This window comes from Flavobacterium sp. ALJ2, assembly GCF_015594725.1.
Taxonomy (GTDB): Bacteria; Bacteroidota; Bacteroidia; order Flavobacteriales; family Flavobacteriaceae; genus Flavobacterium.
The window spans coordinates 36,969-60,915 of the sequence record NZ_JADNRC010000010.1; the positions used below are offsets into that span (position 1 = coordinate 36,969).

The window sequence follows — 23,947 nt, forward strand, 5'->3', positions numbered from 1 at the left end:
TATCTACAAACCGCTTATTAGGCGCCTTTCGTAAATCGGGTCGGGCTATCCGCACTACTTCGGTAGTCTACTCCTATCCCTCACGCAAAATCGTTGCAAAATTACAACTTATAATGATTCATTAACATCTTTTCATAAACTTTATCAGGAAGGATCCGCTTCAAAACAATCGAAAATTTCTGCATAAATGCCCCCACTTTATAGTGTACTTTTGGTTTTTTAGTTTGCATAATTTCATAAATTGCCTCAGCCATTTCATTAGGATTTCCTCCCGCATCAACATGTTCATTCATAGTTTCAAGTGTTCTGCTATATACAACTTCATAAGCAGACCCCTTAATTACTGGTGCATGATAACGTCCGGCAGCAATATTTGTAGCAAAATCACCAGGAGCAACATTAGTAATAGTAATCCCAAAAGACTTCACTTCCATACGCAACCCTTCTGTAATTAATTCCAAAGCCCCTTTCGAAGCCGAATATACACTACGATAAGGCAATCCCATATAACCTGCAATAGAAGTAATATTGATAATCAAACCCGATTTTTGCTCACGCATTTGTGGCAAAACAGCTTTCATTACTTCGATAGGACCAAAAAAATTAGTTTCAAAATTATTCTTGATTTCTTCAGTCGGAATTTCCTCTAAAGGACCAGTAATTCCAACACCAGCATTATTAATAACAACATCTAAACGTCCTGAAGTCTCAATGATTTTTGCAACAGCAGTCTTAATCGACTCTACATTTCGAACATCTAATGCAACTAAAGGGAAAACAGAATTCAAAACCTTCTCTGGAGTTCTGCTAGTTCCATACACTACATATCCTTTGTTATGCAAAAATTCTCCAATCGATTTTCCAATCCCTGAAGATCCTCCGGTAATTAAAATGACTTTGCTCATTTTTAGGTTAGATATTAAATATTAATAGATTAAATGTTAGTGTTTACGAATAGAATTTGGATCAAGTATTTAAAAACCCCAAACCTCTCGCATATAACTTCTAACTTTAGACAAGTCCAAAAATAAAAAAATCTCCCCGAAGGAAGACTACATTTAAATAAATTTCAAAAAAAATCTGAATAAAATTCAGATTAAAAAAAAGGCAAGCGACCTACATCGCATCGCTCAACCACTTACCCTTGCTATGTTCCCATCCTGGGGGAGTCTGCAGGAGCAGATCGTGTAGGACTTGCCGGTGCAAATATACAAACTTTTTATATTTTTGCAAGAGCTTTGGCCTATAAAAATAACATTGTATATTGGCTACTTTAAATTTTAGACTATGAAAAAACATAACATCCTAACATTCATTTTATTAGGGATTACTCTAATTGGTTGTAAAGAGACAAAAAAAGAAGAAAATTCTATATTTTCTTTTGATGACTCTAATTTTCCTGCCCATTTTTTAACAAATCAGTCAGTTTCTTTGGGTATTACAAACCCAAATTCAAAACAAATTGATAGTATTGTGTACTTTGTAAATGATAAAAAAGCTGGTACAGTAAAAGGTATAAACAAATTAAGTTTTGAATTAAAAGATCAAAAACTAGGTTACCAAAAATTAAAAGCATTAGTTTATTTTGGTGGAGAAAACTCAGAAGCGACTTCAAGAATCGAATTAGTTTCAAACATACAACCAAAATTATTAAAATATAAAATCATAAATACATATCCTCATGATGCAAAATCATTTACTCAAGGATTGGAGTTTTTTAGAGATACTCTTTATGAAAGCACAGGTCAAAAAGGAGATTCTTATTTTAGAAAATACGATTACAAAACTGGCAAAGTATATAAAGAAATAACACTTGATAATAAATACTTTGGAGAAGGGATCACTATTATCAACAACAAACTATACCAATTATCTTGGCAAGAAAAAACAGGTTTTATATATAACATCAACACATTAAAACTTGAAAAAACATTTACTTACGAAAAAGACATTCAAGGCTGGGGAATGACAAATGATGGAAAATATATTTATCAAAGCGATGGAACCGAAAAAATTTGGAAAATGGATCCAGAAACTCAAAAAATGATTGATTATATCAATGTATATTCTGGAAGCTCAAAAATTAAAGCAATAAACGAATTAGAACTAATAAATGGAAAATTCTATGTAAATGTATTCCAAAAAGATGCTATCGCTGTTGTAAACCAAACAAGCGGTACAGTCGAAGGAATATTAGATATGTCTGCCTTACGCAAACAATTAGCTCCAAGCATAACTATCGATGATGTTTTAAACGGAATTGCATACAACCCAAAAACAAAAACAATTTTTGTAACAGGTAAAAACTGGGACAAAATGTTTGAAATAACTGTTTCTGAATAATACAAAATAAATCATGACGACCCTTATTATCAATATAAAAGAGCTAATACAAGTTCGAGAAACTTCAATTTCTAAAGTTTCTGGAGCCGAAATGGCAATTCTTCCAACTATAAAAAATGCCTATTTAGTTTTAAAAGACAATCTAATTGCAGACTTTGGCACAATGGAAAGTATTCCAGAAATAAAAGCCGATTCTGTTATTGATGCTACAGGAAAAATGATTCTTCCTACCTGGTGCGACAGCCATACACATATTGTATATGCTGGTAACAGAGAACAAGAATTTGTGGATAGAATAAACGGCCTTTCTTACGAAGAAATCGCTAATCGCGGTGGCGGAATTCTAAATTCCGCCAAAAAGCTTAACGAAACTTCAGAAGAAGATATATACAATCAATCCAAAGCCAGACTAGAAGAAGTAATTCGATTAGGAACTGGAGCTGTTGAGATAAAATCAGGTTACGGACTTACGGTTGATGGGGAATTAAAAATGTTGAGAGTGATAAAAAAACTTGACGAAAACTACCCAATAACTATAAAGGCAACCTTTTTAGGAGCACATGCATTCCCTTTGGAATTCAAAGAAAATAAAAAAGGGTACATCGATGAGATTATTTATAAAATGCTGCCAGAAATTGCTAAAGACAAACTAGCAGATTATGTCGATATATTTTGTGAAACAGGCTATTTCTCTGTTGAAGAAACAGAGCAAATAATGCAAGCAGGTATCCAAAATGGATTAATACCAAAAATTCATGTCAACCAATTCAATTCTATTGGCGGGATACAAGCCGGGATTAAGCATAAAGCCCTTTCTGTCGATCATCTCGAAATAATGACCCCAGAGGATATCTTAGCTTTAAAAGACACCGAAACGATGCCAGTAGCATTACCTTCTTGTTCCTATTTCTTAAGTATTCCATACACGCCTGCAAGAGAAATGATAAACGCAGGATTACCTTTGGCATTGGCCACAGACTACAACCCAGGCTCTACTCCATCAGGCAATATGAATTTTGTTGTAGCTACAGCCTGTATCAAGATGAAAATGACACCTGAAGAAGCAATTAATGCAGCTACAATAAATGGAGCCTATGCAATGGGAGTTTCAGATACTCATGGAAGCATAACAGTGGGCAAAAAAGCTAATTTAATACTTACAAAACCTATTGCATCCTATTACCAACTCCCTTATGCTTTTGGTAGTAATTTAATAGAAACTGTTTTTATCGAAGGTAAAATTTTTAAATAACAAATCTGAAAGCTAAAGTAAAAACCTTAATTAATTTAAAAGACTATAAAAGAATGCTTTATATTTGGTTACAACTAAATAAGTCAGTATCTTTACTTTTTAAAATATAGCTTTTTTCTTATGAATACATTAGGTAACATCGTAGATTTATGCAAGTTTAGTTTGAAACAAAAAGGTTTCAAAACTAGCATAATGATGGTTCCTGATATAAGCATTCCAATTACGTTTCTTAATTCATTTAAATTAAAAATCTTCCCGAATTATTAAGCACCCGCGAGTGTGCTTATTAAATCCTATAAACTTTATTTTTACTCCAGCATATCCCAATACAAATTGGATAATGTTACTCGCTATATAAAGTTTTATTTATTCCCATAAATTTTAGGATCACGGTTATTTTAAACTATTTAAATAATTTTAAAAAATAAAGATCATGGCTAAAGTAAAAAATATGAAAGCACCTACTAAAGATTTGAAAGCACAGAAACAAGAAAAAGCTTTAAAAAAACTAGAGGATAGTCAGAATAAAAAAAGAAAATCTAAGTAACTAAATTCCAAAAAAAGGGCAGTAAAACTCAGTTTTACTGCCCTTTTAATATTAAAATACATTTAACTTTATTCTAATTATCTTAAACTAAAACTTGATTTAGAAACCAATTCATCGTTATCAAAAATATTAATAAAATAAGTACCTTTTTCAAAGTTTTTACCAGGTAAATCTTCAGAAACATTAACTGTTTTATTCTCATACTGAACTTTAGTTAAAAAACTATAAATTAAAGTTTTATCCCCAAAATACTCTATTTTTTTATCTCCTAAAACATTGTTTTTACTATCGATAACTTGTACATAATATGTTTTATCGCCAGATTTAGCAATTTGATTTTCAGCAATCGTAAAGCTAATTTTTAAGACATCAGCTCTACTAGCCTTGTCAGTTTCAATTTGTTTCCCAGAGCTTCTTAATTTATAAGCTGCAGTTTTTGTATTTAGAATAGATAATTTTGATCCTTTTTCAAGAGTTTTAGCTAATTCTTCATTTTGACCAACTAATACTTCATTGAATTTTTTAGATTCTCCTAAAACTACAATTGTACTATCACGTTGAACAGTTAATACACCATTTTGTTTTTTCAACTCATCATTCTCAGCTACTAAAACCTTCATTTTACCTTGCATAGCCTGAACTTGAGATCTAAACTTAGATACATCTCCTTTTGTTTTATTCAAATCATCCATTAAACCAACCACCTTGTCTCTTTCTTGAATTAATTCATCAGACATAGATGTGTTTTCAGCAATTGCAGCATCATAAGTCGCTTTTAACTCTTGCAAATCTTTCATAACAGATTCTTTCTCTGTTAATGTAGTAGTAAGCTCACTCTTAGCAACATCATTATCAGATGTCATTTTAAAAATATAAACTAAGCTACCTACCAATAAAATTGCTAAAACCGCTATTACAGCCTTTAGACTTGAGTTGTTGTTCTTTTGATTTTCCATATTTAAATATTTTTTATAAACAAATTTAATAATTAATATAAGCTAATAACGTAAGTTGCTACAAATATATTATTTTTGGGAAATATATTATTTTTTATGGAAAAACTAATCCCTTTTACTATTAACGACTTGGCCAAAGTTACAAATCACAGAAGTGGTGAAATAAAATTCGGCGAAAAAATGATTATAGTTCCTAAAGGCGCTGACATAATTGATTTTCTAAAAAATTGTGAAGCAAAATATGTCCTTATTGGTATTCCAGAAGATATAGGCATACGTGCCAACTATGGTAGACCTGGAGCAGCATCAGCCTGGAGTAGCGCTATAAAAAGCATTGCAAACATCCAGCATAATCGATTCTGTAAAGGAAACCATATTATCGTCTTAGGACAAATCGATGTGCGACAAGAAATGAAAGAAGTAGAACATCTTGATTTCAACGACATCGATGACCGATCAAAACTAAGCCAACTTGTAGAGCGAGTAGATAAAGAAGTTTCGCATATCATATTTAACGTTATCAAAGCAGGAAAAACCCCAATTATTATTGGTGGAGGTCATAATAATGCTTACGGAAACATTAAAGGAGCAGCTCTTGCCCATGGAAAACCTATTAATGCTGTTAATTTTGATGCTCACTCCGATTTTAGAATTCTTGAGGGAAGACATAGCGGAAATGGATTTTCATATGCATACGAAGAAGGGTTCTTAAAAAAGTATTTCATATTTGGTCTACATGAAAATTACACTTCAAAAAGTGTGTTGGATATTATCAAAAAAATCGAAGACCGCGTTCGCTATAATACCTACGACAGTGTAAAAATTCGAAAAGAAAAAGATTTTAATGCTGAAATGCAGTTTGCTTTAGACTTCGTTAAAACAGATGTCTTCGGAATCGAAATCGATTTGGATTCAATTCCTAATATTGCAAGTAGCGCCATGACATTGAGTGGGTTTTCTATTGAAGAATTACGCCAGTTTATATCTTATTTTGGACAACATCGAAATGCTGCTTATTTACATATTTGTGAAGGAGCCCCAGATTTAGGTGAAGAAAAAAACAATCACTTAATAGGTAAATTAATAGGCTATTTAGTCACCGATTTTATAAAATCAAATTATGAAAAAGTCTAATTAATTTTCTCTTTTACCAAATAAAACCATAATCAAATAAACGATTAACTGAATAAACCTATCTTTGCACAGAAATTTAGTACTTAAAACTAAATTCTTAATACCGAAAATATGTTATTCGAAGACTTATCACTTTCAAAAAGTATACAAAAAGCCGTATTTGAAGAAGGCTACACAAACCCCACTCCTATACAGGAGCAATCTATTCCGATTGTATTATCTGGAAGAGATTTAATAGGATGTGCACAAACAGGTACTGGAAAAACTGCAGCATTTGCTATTCCTATCATACATCAATTACACAGAATTGTAGGTTCATCAAAAAAAGCCAAACAAATTCGCGCACTTATAGTAACGCCAACAAGAGAGTTAGCAGTGCAAATTGGGCAGAGTTTTGAAACTTATGCAAAATACACCAACTTAACTCAACTTACAATTTTTGGTGGAGTATCTCAAAACCCACAAGTAGATACCCTTAAAAAAGGTGTAGACATTCTGGTAGCGACACCAGGAAGATTACTCGATTTACAAAAACAAGGATTTTTAGATTTAGATAATCTACATGTTTTAGTATTAGATGAAGCGGATCAAATGCTAGATATGGGTTTTATAAATGATGTAAAAAAGATTGTAAAACTTACTCCAAAAAACAGACAGACCTTATTGTTCTCAGCCACAATGCCGATTGCAATTCGTGAACTAGCCGAAATGTTCTTAAAAGACCCTGCAAAAGTCGAAGTTTCTCCTGTATCATCTACAGCTGAAAATGTAGAACAACGCGTTTATTTTGTTGAAAAAACAGAAAAAAGAAACCTACTATATCATTTAATTAAAAATGAAGATCTATCAAATGTTTTAGTTTTCTCTAGAACAAAACATGGAGCAGACAATGTTGTAAAAGCACTTAGAAAAAACAATATCGCTGCCGAAGCAATTCACGGTGATAAATCTCAAAATGCGAGACAACGTGTACTTGATGCTTTCAAAAATAAAGAAGTTGGGGTACTTGTAGCAACAGATATTGCTGCACGTGGTATTGATATTGATCAACTACCATATGTTATTAACTTTGATTTACCGAATATTCCTGAAACATACGTACACCGAATTGGTAGAACAGGACGTGCTGGAAATGGAGGAATTGCAATTTCATTTTGTAGTAAAGACGAACACGGGTACTGGAAAGACATACAGAAATTAATAAAAGTAGATGTAAAAACCATAAGTGACCATCCTTATCAATGGCATGCAGGAAATCCAGAAGCAGCTGCAACAGCTAAGCCTAAGAACTCAAATCGAAGTGGCGGAGCTCATAAATCAAGAAAGTCAGACGCATCCAAACAGAATAAAAAACGTTGGTATTAAAACTGATGAAGCATCAATAAAAAAATTAAACACAGATTTTACGAATTGTCACTAATTAGTAAAATTTGTGTTTAAAACCAATCTATATTCAAACGTTGACTTTACAATCAACGTTTTCTTGTTTCTACAATAAGGCAATTTATAATTTTGAATAATTTTACAGATTCAAAAGGTTTTATCATAATATCATTTATCCCTGCAGAGATAGCCTCTTCTGTGATTTCATCTTTATCAAAAGCTGTTAATGCTATAACGGGTGTTTTTATGCCTTTTAAGCGTATTTTTCTAGTTGTTTCAAACCCATTCATCATTGGCATGTTAATATCCATTAAAACCACATCGAAAGACTCCGTTTCTAATATATCCAATGCTGCATACCCATCATCAACAACAGTACAACTATAATTATTTTTTTCAATAATTTTTCTAGTGACAAGTTGATTGATCAGATTATCCTCAACAACCAAAACCTTAAACAATTGATTAGAGGTTAAATCAACTTGAATTTCATTTATTATACTTTTTGTTTTCTCTGAATCATAATCAAAAGCTATTGTAAATGTAAATATTGTTCCTTCTCCAATATTACTCTCTAATGATATTGAACTACCAAACAAACCCAACAATCGTTTTACAATTGTTAATCCTAAGCCAGTACCCTGATAATCCTCTTCATTACGACCTACTTGAACAAACTTCTCAAAAATCTTATCTTGATTTACAACAGCAATTCCCATTCCGGTATCTTTTATCTGAAACTCAATAAAATGTGCTCTCCCAACAACATTAACCAAATCTGCAATAATAAATACCTCCCCGTTTTTAGTGAATTTTAAAGCATTACTTATCAAGTTCATCAATATTTGAGCAAATCTCAACTTATCTCCAATTAAATATTCTGGAATATCTGAATCGATAATTACTGTAATCTGATTATTGTTTTTTTGAGATAAGTAAGACAATGAATTCTTAATCATATTTATCTCGTCTGATAAATTAAAAGTCAACCTTTCAAGAATAACTTTATTATCTTCTATTTTATTAATTTGGAGAATATCATTAACTAAAGACAATAAATACCTAGCCGAGAATTTTAAAGAACTTAAATGTTCGCTTCTTGCCAATTCTCTATGCTCTTCTAGCAACATATTAGTAATACCAACAACCCCATATAATGGCGTTCGTAATTCATGACTAATTGTAGATATAAATTGCGTTTTAAGTATCGAGGCCTCTTCTGCCTGCTCTTTAGCCTTAATAAGTTCTTCGTTTGTAAATAATAACTTGGCATTATTTCTCTTTTTAAAAACAATATTTTTATATAATGTAACTATTAAAATCAAAAAAATACATGACGTTAAAATAAATAATAAAACTATAATCCTAGACTTTTTTAAACTCAGATCCTGAAGTTCTTTTTCAATCTCTATCTTACCTATTTTTCTTTTATACTCATCCAATTCGAGATTAAAACCAGCTCTTTCGGCTTTCTTTAATTTTCCCTCGTTATAAATGTTTTCTTTTACTGCATTGTGCTTAATGATATTCTCATAAGCCTTTTTATAGTCACCACTTTTATTCAAAAACTTAGAATATTCGATATAAGAATACAATAAATCAGATTTTTCAACCCCAATCATTCCATACTTAATCGCTTTAACAAAATAGGCATTTGCTTTAGCTTTAGCTTTAATATGAGAATAATACATTCCGTTAATCATATTAAAAACTACAAGCGTAGATTCACTGAGTTGTTCTATATGATGCTCATTCATATAATTAAAATACGGCAATGCTAATTTAAATTCTCCAATATCAAAATAAGCCCATGTAATATTTATATTAATTAAATAAACAAGCGAACTATTTTTCTCTCTTTTACTGTATTCAAGAGATTTTTTATAAAACTCAATTCCTTTTTTGTATTGTTTTTTTTCAAAACAATACATATTACCTAAATTGTTATTAATTTTATTTTTTAAAACATTATTAGTTGTTCTATTAGCAAACGACAGCGCTTTATTATAATAGAATATTGCCTTATCAAATTCGGAGAACTCGTTATAATTTGCTGCAATAATATTATATGAAACCGCTATTAAGTTATTATTTTTAACTATTAATGCTTGCTGTAAAGCAACTCGTGAAACAATTAGAGATTTTTCGAAATCAGATTCTTTTAAATACTTAAGTGCCTTTTCGGCAGTTTTTGAAATTTGTTGCTCTGATGGTAATTCAGTCTTAGCAATTACAGATTCCCCAAAGCAAATCATCCAAAAAAGAATTAAAACAATACGAACTTTAGGCATAAACAAATGTAGTTTTATCAAATATACATTTAAAATAAAAAAGGAGTTGTATTTTATAAATAAAATACAACTCCTTAAAATATATTTTTAATAGAAAAGAATGCTGTTTTCCTCACTAAAAAGAATATCCTTATTATATTATCTAATTAAATCTTCAAATCTAGCTATTAGTATCGCTAGGAGCATCGAAATTCATTTCGTTATCAGCTTCCCATTTCCCTACTACTGATGTAGCAAGAGCATTACCTAACACATTTGTGGCACTACGAAACATATCACAAAAGTGGTCAATTGGCAAAATTATAGCAATCCCTTCTATAGGAATATCAAACATACCGCACGTTGCAGCTACAACAACTAAACTGGCTCTTGGTACTCCAGCAATTCCTTTACTGGTTAGCATTAAAACCAAAAGCATTACCATTTGAGTTCCTATATCTAAATGTACACCATAGAACTGAGCAATAAAAATACTGGCAAAAGTCATATACATCATACTACCATCCAAGTTAAAAGAATAACCCAACGGCAACATAAATGAAACAATTTTATCTTTTACACCAAATTCTTCTAATTCTTCTGTTAATTTAGGAAATACAGCTTCACTGCTTGTTGTTCCAAAAGCAATCGCTACAGGGCCAGTAATACGCCTTAACAACTCAGTCATTCTTCCTTTAAGGAAAATATATCCTACTAAAATCAAAACAGCCCATAAAGTACTTATCCCTATTAAAAAAGATCCAAAAAATTTGAAATATGTAATCAATAATTCCTCAGCATCCCTCACAGCAAATACTCCTGCAATAGCTCCAAAAACCCCAATCGGAGCAAAGTTCATTACATAGTTTACCATCTTAAGGACAATATGCGACATTTTATCCAACGCATTAATAACTGGTTTCACTGTACTCCCTAATGAAGCAGCTGCTAATCCAAAAAAGATTGAAAATACTACAATTTGCAAAATTTCATTGGTAGCCATTGCTTCAAAAATACTTTTAGGAACAATATGCGTAATAAAATTATCAAAAGACAATGATTGTGTTTTAGCTGTTACTTCACTAGCAGCTTCCATATCAACATGGTCCAATTTCAAACCCACTCCTGGTTGTAAAATATTTATATAAAACAACCCTATTAGTAATGATACAAAAGAAGCTGTAAAAAACCATGCTAATGCCTTTCCTCCAATTCTACCAACAGTTTTTATATCTCCTAATTTTGCAATTCCTACTACTAAAGTAGTAAACACCAAAGGAGAAATTATCATTTGTACCAAACGAATAAAAATAGTAGCTAGCATCTTTATTTTATTGCTAAACTCTACTGCAGCTTCATGCGAAATAGTATTATGTAATATTATACCCAGTGTAGCACCAAGAAACATGGCAATAAGAATTTGCCCAGTTAAGCCTCTAAAAAAAGATTTTTTTTTGATTTCTGTTTTATTGTTCATCAATTGTTTTTGTATTATTAATTAAATATAAGACGCTCACATGTCTTACGTATCTCTCTAATATGTTTTGTTAATCAAATGAAAATCTGCAAGAACTATTGCAGCCATTGCCTCAACGATTGGTACAGCACGAGGAACAACACATGGATCATGGCGTCCTTTACCAGTCATTGGTGTAATATTTCCTTTGTTATCCAATGAATCCTGAGTTTGCATAATTGTTGCAACAGGTTTAAAAGCAACTCTAAAATAAATATCCATTCCGTTACTAATTCCTCCCTGAATACCACCCGAAAGATTCGTCTTGGTAGTTCCATCTGGATTATATAAATCGTTATGATCACTTCCTTTCATTTCTGAACCCGAAAACCCGCTACCATATTCAAAACCTTTCACAGCATTGATAGAAAGCATTGCTTTACCTAATTCAGCATGTAACTTATCAAAAACAGGCTCACCTAAACCTACAGGTACATTTTGAATCACACATGATACAACACCTCCTACAGTGTCTCCTTGTTTTCTTATATCTCTAATATATTCTTCCATCGTTGCTGCAGCAGCTTCATCTGGGCAACGAACTGGGTTATTTTCGGTTTTAGAAAAATCCAATTCCTGATATGGCGTATCTAAATGAATTGGTCCTACTGACGAAACGTAAGCATTAATCTTAATACTAGGTAACATTTGTTTCGCAATTGCCCCAGCAACAACTCTACTGGCAGTTTCACGGGCAGAGCTACGACCTCCACCACGGTAATCACGAAAACCATATTTCTTGTCATAAACATAATCTGCATGACTAGGTCGGTAATTATCTTTTATATGTGAATAATCATCCGACTTTTGATTTGTATTAGGAATAATAAAACCAATTGGAGTACCCGTAGTTTTTCCTTCAAAAACTCCCGATAAAAATTGAACATCATCTGGCTCTTTTCGTTGGGTTACTATTGCCGATTGTCCTGGTTTTCTTCTAGACATTTCAAACTGAATTGCTTCAAGATCCAATGTTATCCCTGAAGGACAACCATCTATAATTCCGCCTAAAGCTTCGCCGTGTGATTCTCCAAATGTTGTAATTTTAAATAGTGTTCCAAAGCTATTTCCCGCCATTGTAATTAGTTTTGAGCAAATGTAAGTTTTATGAATTAAATTAAAAAATTTAAAATTGGTATTATTATCTAAAGGTTAAGATACATAAACATCACTATTTCTTAAAATTGAAGAGTAATTGATAACTATTTATTAAAAGTAAATCAACAACAGAATCTTTAAATTTGTTGAACACCAAATCAAGAACAATTGAAAAAAAGAAATGTTGAAGTTGTCGTAATATCAGATGTACATTTGGGAACATATGGAAGCCACGCCAAAGAACTAAGTAACTACTTATCAAGCATTAAACCAAAAATTCTAGTATTAAATGGCGATATAATTGATGCTTGGCAATTTAGAAGATCGTACTTTCCAAAGTCCCATTTAAAGGTGATTCAAAAAATTATTGGCTTTGCATCTAAAGGCACAAAAGTATACTATGTAACCGGAAACCACGATGAGATTTTAAGAAAATTTAGCGAAATGACCATGGGAAGTTTTGCTTTAGTCGATAAATTAATTCTAGAATTAGACAATAAAAAAGCCTGGATTTTTCATGGAGATGTATTTGATGCATCTGTACAACATTCCAAATGGATTGCAAAACTAGGCGGAATAGGTTATGATTATCTTATTTTAACCAATCGATTTATAAACTGGTGCTTATCCAAAATAGATAGAGAACCGTACTCTTTTTCAAAAAAGATAAAGGCTAGCGTAAAAAAAGCTGTCAAACATATATCAGATTTTGAAACAACTGCAACCGATTTAGCTATCGAAAAAAAATATGATTATGTAATCTGTGGTCATATCCATGAACCCAAAATTGAAAAAAAAGAAAATAAAAACGGATCAACACTATATCTAAATTCTGGAGACTGGATTGAAAACTTAACCGCATTAGAATACCATAAAAAAAGATGGAAACTATTTCATTACTCGCAGATGAGTTTTACAGAAGAAGAAAATCTTTTTGAAATGGAAGATAGCTTAAGCAATCAATTAATTACATCACGTTTTATACCAAAATAAAATCATTGCAACTCATTGGTAAAATTATTTTATTAGTAAAGTAAAATGTGAATTATGAAACTTTTAACAAATTTTCTGTAATTTTAACTTATAATTGATATAATAACTTTGTCAAAATAAATACTTACTTATGAAAAAAATAATTTTGTCAGCTATTATGCTGCTAGGATTGGCATTTACTGCCCAGGCACAAGATATTTCTAAAAATGCACTTGGTTTACGTTTAGGAGATAATCACGGATTTGGAGGAGAGATTTCTTACCAGAGAGCATTATCTAAAAACAATAGAATTGAAGCTGATTTAGGCTGGAGGAACAGCAGAGACATTGATGCTTTTAAATTAGTAGGTCTTTATCAATGGGTATGGAATATAGACCAAGGTTTTAATTGGTACGCAGGTGTCGGTGGTGGTATCGGTAGCTGGAGTCATGATTATAACCAATATAAAGATAATGGAACTTTTGTGTTTGCTGCTGGAAATATAGGTATCGAATACGGATTTAAAGAGGTACCAATCTTACTTTCATTAGATGCCAGACCAGAAATTGGTTCTGGGTATTATGACGATGACAATTTTGGATTTGATATCGGATTAGGAATTAAATTTCAATTTTAATAAAATGTATTTATAAAAAAATCCTGTTGTTTATACAACAGGATTTTTTTTATTTAATAACAATTTCCTTTTTTGAATTTATCTTCACAACCGCATAAGGATAAGTAATCACTTGCATTACCATACTATCTGGAGCCGGAGCAGTTTCTTTAACAGTAATAACAATATTCTTATCTGTTTCTTCTACTTTTTCAACCCCTATAGAATAACCTCCCGTGCTTTTCTCACCCATATTCAAGATGATATAATTTGCTTTATCAATATCATCTCCATTTATTTTACCTTTTAAAGACTCATCGTTTAACAACATCTTAATTTCATTAGGTTCACTTAAGATTTCAAAAAAACGTATATTCCCTCCGCCATCACTACGTTGCGTCAAAACTTCATACAAGGCTGTGCTTTTATCTACAGATTTAGTTGTTCCACAAGAAATTGCAAAAACTGAAATAAACAATACGAGTACCTTTTTCATTTTTAATTATTTAAATTAATAATTACTTTATTTCTTTATAATCGTTAATAGCTTTTTGATATAACGCCTCATACTTTGGCAATATATTTTTGATATCAAATTTCTTAGCAACTTCTAAAGCATTTGCTTTAAACACATTTAAAGTTGCGTCATCTTTAAGAATTTTTAGCGCATTCATAGCCATTTCTTCAACATTACCAACATCACTTAAATATCCTGAATACCCTTCAAAATTTACTTCTGGCAATCCACCTGAATTACTCGAAATTACAGGAACCCCACAAGACATAGCTTCAAGTGCTGCTAAACCAAAACTCTCGGTTTCAGATGGCAATAAAAACAAATCAGTAAAGCACAAAATTTTATCTATTTCATTACTATTACCAAAAAAGATTACTTTATCATAAATCCCCAATTCCTGACATAAAATTTCTGCCTTTTCTTTTTCAGGGCCATCACCAACCATCATTAATTTAGCAGGTATTTCTTTCTGGATATTATAAAAAATCTTGATAATATCTGGAATTCTTTTTACTTTTCTAAAATTACTAATATGTGTAATTATACGCTCATTCTCCTTAGCCATAACATATCGATGACAAGGAGCATCTAAATCTTTTTTAACCTTATCCAATTCTATAAAATTAGGAATTACCTTAATTTTATTTTTAATATTAAATAATTTCAAAGTATCATCTTTTAAACTCTGCGAAACCGAAGTCACATAATCCGATTTATTGATACTGAAAGTCACAGCTGGCTTATAAAACGGATGATTCCCTACTAGAGTAATATCAGTCCCGTGAAGCGTTGTTATCATCGGAATATCAATTCCTTCATTTTTTAGCATTTGTTTTGCCATATAGCCTGCATATGCGTGAGGGATAGCGTAATGCACATGAAGAAGCTCGATCTTGTATAATTTTACCATATCAACCAATTTACTTGACAAAGCCAATTCATAAGGTTGATAGTGAAATAGAGGATATTCTGGAACGTTTACTTCGTGATAATGCACATTAGGATTTAAGAGTGCTAACCTAACAGGCTGGCTATAAGTTATAAAATGAATTTCGTGACCACGTCTTGCTAATTCAAGGCCAAGCTCTGTTGCCACGACTCCGCTCCCACCAAAAGTAGGATAACAAACTATTGCTATTTTCATGTATTAATTTTAGTATTACGAAAGTACTTAAAATTAACTTTGAATTAAAACTTTAGATTGTTAATAATATCCGATTATTGCAATACTAGTCTTTTACATTTACCAGTTTTATGACTTAAATAATAGCATATAATTATTTTAGGAGCACATTATTATTTTTCCAAAAGAAACCTACCTGTCCCGCTGTCTGCTATATCTTTTTCAGTCTAAAAAAGACTAAAAAAGGATATCACTCCCATCGGGGCTAAATTTGAGGCTCTTCTTAAATGAGAAACTATTATCCAACTCTCCTTTATCAAGCTTTATGATTTTGATAAAAATTTATAGATCCTAAAAAAGCTGAACTGAAATAATTCCACAAAAAAAGGCATAAAATATGAATTTTATGCCTTGATTACTATTCGAAAGTCTTTTAGAAAAAACGACTATGCCAACTATCCGATGCGGGAACTTCCCAAGATTCGTTGTATTCTTCGATATTATTTACAAGATTATTAAAAACAATCGTATTCTCTGATACTGATTTATCTTTAACCATTTTCTTAAAATCAATTAAAGGCTTATGGGCAATATGCTCGCCTAATTTAAAAGTAACGTTCATTTTATCAAGTAACTCAACATTATATTTTTTCTCTAAGCTTTGTATAAACTCGACTGAACTATCAATAGAGCATCCAGTAGCCGCTTGTACATCCTGATTTACTGCTAATATTATAAATCGGTTGTATTTCAATTGATAAGAAGCTTCCAAACTTGTTCCGTGTGCTGCCCAACCTTCAATAAAAGATTGTAAGGCAGTTTCTATTTCAGAAAATTCTTCCTCAGAAAACTTTCTGTTTGATTGATAAATCCAAATTCTGGATTCACCAGGTAAATTTTCAAAAGGGATATACATTTTAATTATTTTATGTTATTTTTTTTCAGTTTTCAAATTAAAAAACCTTTACTAATCTAAGCAGGCTTTGTTCATAAATCACTAAGATTCTCAAAACTTAACTTACAAATCCTGAGCATTTGCAATTAACTCTGCAATGTCCAATACTTTCACAGAATCTTCTTTTTCCTGATGCTTAATACCATCAGTTAACATTGTATTACAAAACGGACAACCCGCTGCAATGATATCTGGTTTTGTTTCAAGAGCATCTTCTGTACGCTCTACATTAATCTCCTTAGTTCCTGGTTCTGCATCTTTAAACATTTGCGCACCACCAGCACCACAACATAATCCATTTGCCTTAGAACGTTTCATTTCGACCAACTCAATATCAAGTTTCTCGATTAATGCCCTTGGCGCTTCATATATTTTATTAGCTCTTCCTAAATAACACGGATCATGAAAAGTAATACGTTTTCCTTTAAACTGCCCACCTTCGATAGTTAACCTACCATCATCAAGCAATGATTTAAGAAATTCAGTATGATGTACTACTTCATATTGCCCTCCCAATTCAGGATACTCATTTTTTAATGTATTAAAACAATGCGGACAGGCTGTAACTATTTTTTTTGCTTCATATGCATTAAGAACCTCAATATTCATCATAGCTTGCATCTGAAACAAAAATTCATTTCCAGCACGTTTTGCAGGATCGCCAGTACAACTTTCTTCTGTACCAAGAACCGCAAAAGAAACACCTGCACGATTTAATATTCGTACAAATGCTTTTGTAATTCTCTTAGCTCTATCATCAAAACTTCCTGCACAACCTACCCAAAATAAAACTTCTGGTTGTTTTCCTTGGGCTAGCATTTCTGCCATTGTTGGCACAACTAAACTTTCTGACATTTCTCTCTATTTTGTTTAAAGTTTCATGTTTTAATCTGAAAACTATATTTTTTTTATAGCACTAATTATTGAAATAATATTCTCTTTAATTCTCATTCTTCCAATTCAACCTATCCTGTTGATTATATTGCCATGGTGCTCCATTGTTTTCAATATTTGTCATCATCGCATTTAAAGGCATTGGGGCGGCACTTTGCTCCATAACTAAATAACGACGCATATCCATAATAATAGATAATGGACTAATATTTACTGGACACTCTTCAACACAAGCATTACATGATGTACACGCCCATAATTCTTCGGGAGTAATATAATCATTTAATAACGTTTTATTATCTGGAACAAAAACTCCTTTATTGGTATCTATATTTTTTCCCACTTCTTGTAAACGATCTCTTGTGTCCATCATAATTTTACGAGGAGACAATTTTTTTCCTGTTAGATTTGCAGGACAAGATGAAGTACAACGACCACATTCTGTACAAGTATATGCATTTAACAACTGAACCCAATTCAAATCCTGAACATCGCTCGCGCCAAACTTACTTGGTACTGCATTTTCATCTACTGGAGCTGCTGCAAATGGATCAGCATTAGGATCCATCATTAATTTAACTTCCTTTGTAACTGATTCTAAATTATCAAATTGTCCTTCAGGATTTAAATCAGCAAAATACGTATTTGGGAAAGCTAATAAAATGTGTAAATGTTTTGAGAAATATAAGTAATTCATAAAAATTAGAATACCTATTATATGCATCCACCAAAATGCTTCAAACAAAAGCATCACTAACTCATTAGACATCCCATTAAAAATAGGTGCTATAAATTGACTTATAGGAAAACTTCCTGCTTTATAAAAATGTGAAAATCCTCCTGGAACATTTTGCAAATGCAAATCAGAGGCATTCATTAACAAAAACAATGTCATTAATACAACTTCAAAGTATAAAATGTAATTTGCATCATTCTTTGGAAAACCATTTAAATCTGGATTAATAAAACGTTTTAATCGAATAATATTTCTTCTTATCCAGAAAACTGTTACTGCTATCAAAACCAATAAGGCTAATATTTCAAAAGAACCTATAAGTACATCATATACTGGACCTAAATAGGGTGCAAAAACTCTATGTGTACCAAATAAACCATCAATAATGATTTCGAGTAATTCGATATTTATAATAATAAAACCAACATAAACAATAATATGCAATACTCCTGCAATTGGTCTTTTCACCATTTTAGACTGGCCAAGAGCGATCATAGCCATATTCTTCCAACGTGCTTTGGGATTGTCTTTACGATTTACATCTACTCCTAAATTTATGTTCCGAATAATTTTTTTTACACTTGACGCAAAAAAACCAAAACCAATAATAAGCAGGATAGCAAATAAAATATTATCTAAATAACTCATATCTTAAATTTATTTTTTAGAAATTGAATCATTAACTGGTGCCACGTATGGCTTGTTTTTCTTTCCAAAAAGAGAAACATTTACATAACGTGTTGGCGATAAACGCACATCTTGTAATAACAATTCTAATTCTTTAGAAGTTGCTTGCAAATTATTATAAAGAACTTCATCTTTTAACAATTTACCCATTGTACCTTTACCAGAATTTAATCCATTCATTATACCATCAACTTTAGCCAACGTTTGGTTTAAATTTCTAACCGTTTTTCCTAAATCAGCTTTATTTAAAGAGTCTGACATTTTAGCAAAATTCCCAGACATTTTATTAAAGTTAGTAACAACTCCATTTATTTGTCCCTTATTAGTATCTAAAATTGAATTGATACTTCCTGAAGCTTTATGAAATTGCTCCATTGTTTTACTTAATTCAGCTAAACTTTTTTTCAAGTCTTCTTGTCCTTTTTGATCTAAAACATTATTTAATCCAGAAACTAGTTTATCAATATTAATTAGCATCTTTTCTACTTTATCCTGAACTGGAGCTAATTTATCAGCCAAACCTGCTGTTAAACCAAGTTTGGTAGTTCCTTTTAGCAGTTGTCCTTCAACAGCTGGTTCTTTATCTTCAAAGTTTGGATAAATTGCAATTTGCTTTCCTCCTATTAGCCCAGGCTCATATATAGAAGCTGTGCTGGATTTAGAAATAAGGAAATCTGTTTTTAATTGTAATTCAACCAACAATTTTCCTGTAGATTCATTAATTTTTATACTATTTATTTTTCCAATTGCCAATCCGTTTAAGGTAACTGGTGCAGAGGTAGCTAATCCTTCTACATTATCATATTCAACATAAAATATCTTGTAGTTTGTAAAGAGGTCTTTACCTTTTAAAAAGCTATACCCCCAAATAAATAATAAAATTGATGCAATGACTAAAATAGCCGTTTTAATTTCTCTTGTTAGTTTCAAAATTGTAAGTGTTTGTACAAATTTAATATAAAATATTGAACTTGTAATTATTATTTAAGCGAGTCTTGGATACTAATTTTTTCTCCATTTTTAAATGCAATCAAAAAAGCGGAGTCATACCCCTTGGCTTTTGCTTCTTGCAAATATTTTTTTGCTTGATTATAATCGGCTGTTTGTTGATACGTATATTTATAAACATTATTCTCATATACCACAGCAACTCCTGTTAAGCCTTTGAAATTTGCTGGTGCTAATGACGTCTTTTTTATACTAGCCAAAAGTTGTACCTTATATATAGAACCATCTAAATTAGGTTTTGCAGTAGCTTTTTGAGATGGAGCATTTGTTGTTTTTACTGGTGTAGAATCCTTCACTGCTTTTTCAGAAGGCTTTTCATCGACAGGTTCACCAGAACCACTGCCGAAATATTCTTTTTTATAACTAATAATTGCTCCAGCAATAGCTTTTGCATATTCATTTTGTCCTTCTTCTGAATTTAAGATATCTCCCTCGGCTGTATTAGAAATAAAACCTGTTTCTACCAAAACTCTTGGCATATATGCTTTATGAAGTACCATAAAAGGGGCTTGTTTTACTCCACCTCCACGCAGTTTTTTACCCATTAAACCAAAAGCATCCTCAATTTTACTAGCCAAGGCAATACTATAATCTAAATATTCTTCCTGCATTAAAGTCATCCCAATCATTGATTCTGGTGAATTCGGATCAAATCCTTCGTATTTTTGCTTGTAATCTTTCTCCATTGTAATAACAGAGTTCTCATTTTTAGCAACCTCAAGATTAGACGCTGCTTTATTCATTCCCATTACATAGGTTTCAGTCCCAAATGCTGCCGCATTTTTATTTGCATTACAGTGTATAGATACAAAAATACTAGAATTTGCTCTATTAGCAATATTCGCTCTTTCAATCAATCCTATGAACACATCTGTTTTACGAGTATATATTACACTAACATTTGGATAAGACTCCAATATTTTTCCAACTTTTAATACTATTGCCAAAGCAATATTTTTCTCAATACGTCCGCTGTAAACTGCTCCAAAATCATGATCACCATGCCCTGCATCTAAAGTTACTTTAAAAACGTTAGATTGACTATAGGCGCAAAATGACATTATCATTAGAAAAAAACTAAATATTACCCTATTTTTGTTAAATATATCCATATAATCCAAAAGTTAATTTTAATAAAATACAACACTATAATTTTTTCAATTGACTATTTTTGACAAAAAATTATATGTAAGTTTGACATGTCAAAAAACAAGCCATATTTTTACAAAAATAGTATTTAAACCTTTGCATACAAACTTATTTAATATCGTTTTATTATCATTTTTCCTAACACTAGGATGTGGTAAAGTATATTCACAAGATACGAACAAAAAAAAGAAAGCTACAAACGCTAGTAAACAGCTAGATAGCATAAAAACAATAACAACTATAGACTCTATAAAGGTAGATAGTATAAAACCCAAAAAAGCTTTTCTGGATGGCAAAGTAAAATACAAAGCTAAGGATTATGCAAAGATTGATCAAAAGCGCAAGCTCATTACCTTATATAATGAAGCTGAATTGTATTACCAAGATGTTGAGTTAAAATCGGGTATCATTGTTTTAGATTACGAAAAAAATGAAGTTTATGCGGGTCGACTAAAAGATTCTGCAGGTGTGTATACTCAATATCCTAATTTTAAACAAGGGGCAAGTGCTGTTGAGCCAGACTCTATTCGGTTTAATTTTAAAACTAAAAAAGCTTTAATTTGGAATTCAAGATCAGAACAAGGTGAGTTTAGAATAAAAGCCAACATTACAAAAAAAGAAAACGACTCTGTTTATTTCTTAAAAGGAGCTCGATTTACTACTGCAAAAGATATTGATAACCCTGAATACTATTTTCAAACAAATAAAGTTAAATTCATTCCTGGGAAAAAAGTAATCACTGGATTAACCAATATGGTAATTGCTGATGTCCCTACTCCAATTGCTTTACCCTTTGCTTATTTTCCTATGTCTTCAGAAAAAAGTATTTCTGGTTTAATTCTACCAAGTTATAATGACTCAAATACTCGAGGATTCTCATTACAAAACGGTGGTTATTATTTTGCTTTGAGCGATAATTATGACTTAACTGTCTTAGGAGATTATTACACAAACGGAAGCTACGCTATGCGTTTTGAATCTGCTTATGCAAAAAGATATAAATATAGAGGTAATATAAATATTCGTTTTGAAAATTTAATATCTAGCGAAAGAGGATACCCAGATTATTCTAAACAAAATATATACAATATCCAGTGGTCCCATTCTAAGGACACAAAAGCAAGCCCAAATTCAAGTTTTTCTGCTTCGGTAAATATGGGTAGTAGTAAATACTTTAAACAATCTATAAACCAGGCTAATATTGGATCTAACTTAAATAATACATTAAGCTCATCCGTTTCCTATAGTAAAACCTTTAATACTTTACCACAAATACGTACATCGTTAACCGCCACACATTCACAAAATACTCAAACACAAGTCATCAATATGACTTTACCAACGCTAGAGGCAAGTGTAGATAGAATTTACCCATTTGTAGGAAAGAATGGTGTTAAAAAAGGATTTATTAAAAACATCAACTTTCAATACAACCTAAGTGGTAAAAATAGTATCGTAACAACCGATTCTCTTTTTTTTAAACCTCAAATGTTTGACAATGCAAAAATCGGAGCCAAGCACAGTATTCCAATAAGCACCAATTTTAAATTATTTAAATATTTTAGCGCTAGTACAACTGCAAATTATCAAGAAGTATGGCAAACAAGCACTATAAATAAAACATATGATACAGAACAAAGTAAGGTTGTTGAAAAGGCAGTAAACGGTTTTGATGCTTATAGAACATACTCATTTAGCTCAAGCCTTGGTACTACCATATACGGTACTTTTAATTTTGGTGAAGACAAAAAAATAAAAGCCATTCGCCACGTAATGCGTCCATCAGTTTCGTATGGATACACTCCTAGTTTTGAGAAATATTACGATACGTATGCTAGTGATGCTAGTGGAACTATAATTAAAGAATACAGCCGTTTTGAAGGAGGTATATTTGGAGCGCCAGGTAACAGCAACTCTAATATTGTAGGATTTGATCTAAGTAATACTTTTGAAGCAAAAGTTACTGATAAAGACAGCACAAAAACAGAGCCTAAAAAAATAATGTTGCTTAACAATTTAAACTTCTCTACAAGTTATAACTTTAATGCAGACGGAATTACATCATTCGCATGGCAGCCTTTAAGAGTTAGTGGTGGAACCCAACTTCTTGACAATAAAATGAATGTTAATTTTGGAGCCACATTAAATCCTTATGCGATAGACAATTCTGGTAAACAAATGAACATTTTCAACATAGATAATGGAGGAAGTTTATTCAGAATGACTAGTGCAAACATGACATTAAACTACTCTATTTCGAATAAAGAAAAAAGTAAAAAAGAAGACAATAGTCAAAACACAAGAAATGGTGGTCGTGAAGATGATTTATTTGGAAGAAGCAATGATTTAAATGATCAACGTAAAAGTCAGTTTGATGGTTCAGAAGAAAAGGATAACGAAATAACCGAATTTTTCAACGCAAAACTTCCATGGGACATGACACTAGCTTACTCCCTAACATATGGAAATGCCATGAGAGAAAACAAAATCATCGGAAACTCTATAATGATTTCTGCAAATATGGATATTACCCCTAAATGGAAAGGTGGTATATCTACAGGTTATGATTTTGTACAAAAGGGCGTTACTTTTACCCAACTTCGCTTTGAAAGAGATTTATTAAGCTGGAGAATGGATTTTAATTGGACTCCAATTGGCCCATATTCAAACTGGAACTTCTTCATCGGAATAAAATCTGGAGTTCTTAGCGATATCAAATGGAACAAAAGAAGCACTATAAACAGATAAGTTAATGCTGCTACAAATAAAACACATTTAATATAAATTGATA

General features: G+C 31.5%; 19 protein-coding genes and 1 other RNA gene. 7 read left to right on the forward strand and 13 right to left on the reverse strand.

What is annotated here, in order from left to right:
- Positions 1-101: 101 nt before the first annotated feature.
- Positions 102-905, reverse strand: coding sequence for an SDR family oxidoreductase (locus tag IUY40_RS12635; protein ID WP_195737229.1), 804 nt, complete (start codon positions 903-905; stop codon positions 102-104).
- Between the two features lie 197 nt (positions 906-1,102).
- An RNA gene (ffs, locus tag IUY40_RS12640) (signal recognition particle sRNA small type) lies at positions 1,103-1,200 on the reverse strand.
- A gap of 87 nt (positions 1,201-1,287) precedes the next feature.
- Here ffs and IUY40_RS12645 point away from each other — a divergent pair.
- Positions 1,288-2,343, forward strand: a complete 1,056-nt coding sequence (locus IUY40_RS12645; RefSeq protein ID WP_195737230.1) for a glutaminyl-peptide cyclotransferase — start codon at positions 1,288-1,290, stop codon at positions 2,341-2,343.
- 13 nt (positions 2,344-2,356) lie between these two features.
- Positions 2,357-3,595, forward strand: a complete 1,239-nt coding sequence (gene hutI, locus IUY40_RS12650) for an imidazolonepropionase (protein WP_195737231.1) — start codon at positions 2,357-2,359, stop codon at positions 3,593-3,595.
- Between the two features lie 624 nt (positions 3,596-4,219).
- Here hutI and IUY40_RS12655 read toward each other — a convergent pair.
- On the reverse strand, positions 4,220-5,098 hold the full coding sequence (locus tag IUY40_RS12655; protein ID WP_195737232.1) for a hypothetical protein: 879 nt from the start codon (positions 5,096-5,098) through the stop codon (positions 4,220-4,222).
- A gap of 96 nt (positions 5,099-5,194) precedes the next feature.
- Between IUY40_RS12655 and IUY40_RS12660 the strand changes: the two genes are divergently transcribed.
- On the forward strand, positions 5,195-6,232 hold the full coding sequence (locus IUY40_RS12660) for a formimidoylglutamase (protein ID WP_195737233.1): 1,038 nt from the start codon (positions 5,195-5,197) through the stop codon (positions 6,230-6,232).
- 111 nt (positions 6,233-6,343) lie between these two features.
- Positions 6,344-7,597: a DEAD/DEAH box helicase gene (locus tag IUY40_RS12665; RefSeq protein ID WP_195737234.1), complete on the forward strand. Its 1,254-nt coding sequence runs from the start codon at positions 6,344-6,346 to the stop codon at positions 7,595-7,597.
- A 107-nt stretch (positions 7,598-7,704) separates the two neighbouring features.
- Here the strand turns inward: IUY40_RS12665 and IUY40_RS12670 are convergent, their stop codons facing one another.
- From IUY40_RS12670 to aroC, 3 genes are all read right to left on the reverse strand, one after another.
- Positions 7,705-9,906, reverse strand: coding sequence for a response regulator (locus IUY40_RS12670; protein ID WP_195737235.1), 2,202 nt, complete (start codon positions 9,904-9,906; stop codon positions 7,705-7,707).
- 160 nt (positions 9,907-10,066) lie between these two features.
- Complete coding sequence (locus tag IUY40_RS12675) at positions 10,067-11,362, reverse strand: dicarboxylate/amino acid:cation symporter (RefSeq protein WP_195737236.1); 1,296 nt, start codon at positions 11,360-11,362, stop codon at positions 10,067-10,069.
- 57 nt (positions 11,363-11,419) lie between these two features.
- The gene (gene aroC, locus IUY40_RS12680; protein ID WP_195737237.1) at positions 11,420-12,478 is read right to left on the reverse strand and encodes a chorismate synthase; all 1,059 of its coding nucleotides are present in this window, start codon (positions 12,476-12,478) and stop codon (positions 11,420-11,422) included.
- Positions 12,479-12,667: 189 nt separating this feature from the next.
- Here aroC and IUY40_RS12685 point away from each other — a divergent pair, with 189 nt between their 5' ends.
- On the forward strand, positions 12,668-13,492 hold the full coding sequence (locus IUY40_RS12685) for a UDP-2,3-diacylglucosamine diphosphatase (RefSeq protein ID WP_195737238.1): 825 nt from the start codon (positions 12,668-12,670) through the stop codon (positions 13,490-13,492).
- 130 nt (positions 13,493-13,622) lie between these two features.
- Entirely contained in the window at positions 13,623-14,108 is a 486-nt protein-coding gene (locus IUY40_RS12690; protein ID WP_195737239.1) for a hypothetical protein, read from the forward strand.
- Between the two features lie 49 nt (positions 14,109-14,157).
- Here IUY40_RS12690 and IUY40_RS12695 read toward each other — a convergent pair whose 3' ends face one another.
- The 7 genes from IUY40_RS12695 to IUY40_RS12725 all read right to left on the reverse strand — a co-directional run bounded on the left by IUY40_RS12695 (position 14,158) and on the right by IUY40_RS12725 (position 21,119).
- Positions 14,158-14,583, reverse strand: coding sequence for a protease complex subunit PrcB family protein (locus IUY40_RS12695; RefSeq protein WP_195737240.1), 426 nt, complete (start codon positions 14,581-14,583; stop codon positions 14,158-14,160).
- Positions 14,584-14,605: 22 nt separating this feature from the next.
- On the reverse strand, positions 14,606-15,748 hold the full coding sequence (gene bshA / locus IUY40_RS12700) for an N-acetyl-alpha-D-glucosaminyl L-malate synthase BshA (RefSeq protein ID WP_195737241.1): 1,143 nt from the start codon (positions 15,746-15,748) through the stop codon (positions 14,606-14,608).
- A gap of 412 nt (positions 15,749-16,160) precedes the next feature.
- Positions 16,161-16,643 carry an ABC transporter ATPase gene (locus IUY40_RS12705; RefSeq protein WP_195737242.1) on the reverse strand — a complete coding sequence of 161 codons (483 nt, stop codon included), beginning with the start codon at positions 16,641-16,643 and terminating at the stop codon, positions 16,161-16,163.
- 102 nt (positions 16,644-16,745) lie between these two features.
- Positions 16,746-17,537 (reverse strand): (Fe-S)-binding protein, encoded by a 792-nt coding sequence (locus tag IUY40_RS12710; protein WP_195737243.1) that lies wholly within the window; start codon positions 17,535-17,537, stop codon positions 16,746-16,748.
- Between the two features lie 85 nt (positions 17,538-17,622).
- Entirely contained in the window at positions 17,623-18,960 is a 1,338-nt protein-coding gene (locus IUY40_RS12715) for a (Fe-S)-binding protein (protein WP_195737244.1), read from the reverse strand.
- 9 nt (positions 18,961-18,969) lie between these two features.
- Positions 18,970-19,929: an MlaD family protein gene (locus IUY40_RS12720; protein WP_195737245.1), complete on the reverse strand. Its 960-nt coding sequence runs from the start codon at positions 19,927-19,929 to the stop codon at positions 18,970-18,972.
- Between the two features lie 50 nt (positions 19,930-19,979).
- Positions 19,980-21,119: an N-acetylmuramoyl-L-alanine amidase gene (locus IUY40_RS12725; protein WP_195737246.1), complete on the reverse strand. Its 1,140-nt coding sequence runs from the start codon at positions 21,117-21,119 to the stop codon at positions 19,980-19,982.
- A gap of 82 nt (positions 21,120-21,201) precedes the next feature.
- Between IUY40_RS12725 and IUY40_RS12730 the strand changes: the two genes are divergently transcribed.
- Positions 21,202-23,904, forward strand: a complete 2,703-nt coding sequence (locus tag IUY40_RS12730) for a putative LPS assembly protein LptD (protein ID WP_195737247.1) — start codon at positions 21,202-21,204, stop codon at positions 23,902-23,904.
- Positions 23,905-23,947: the final 43 nt, after the last annotated feature.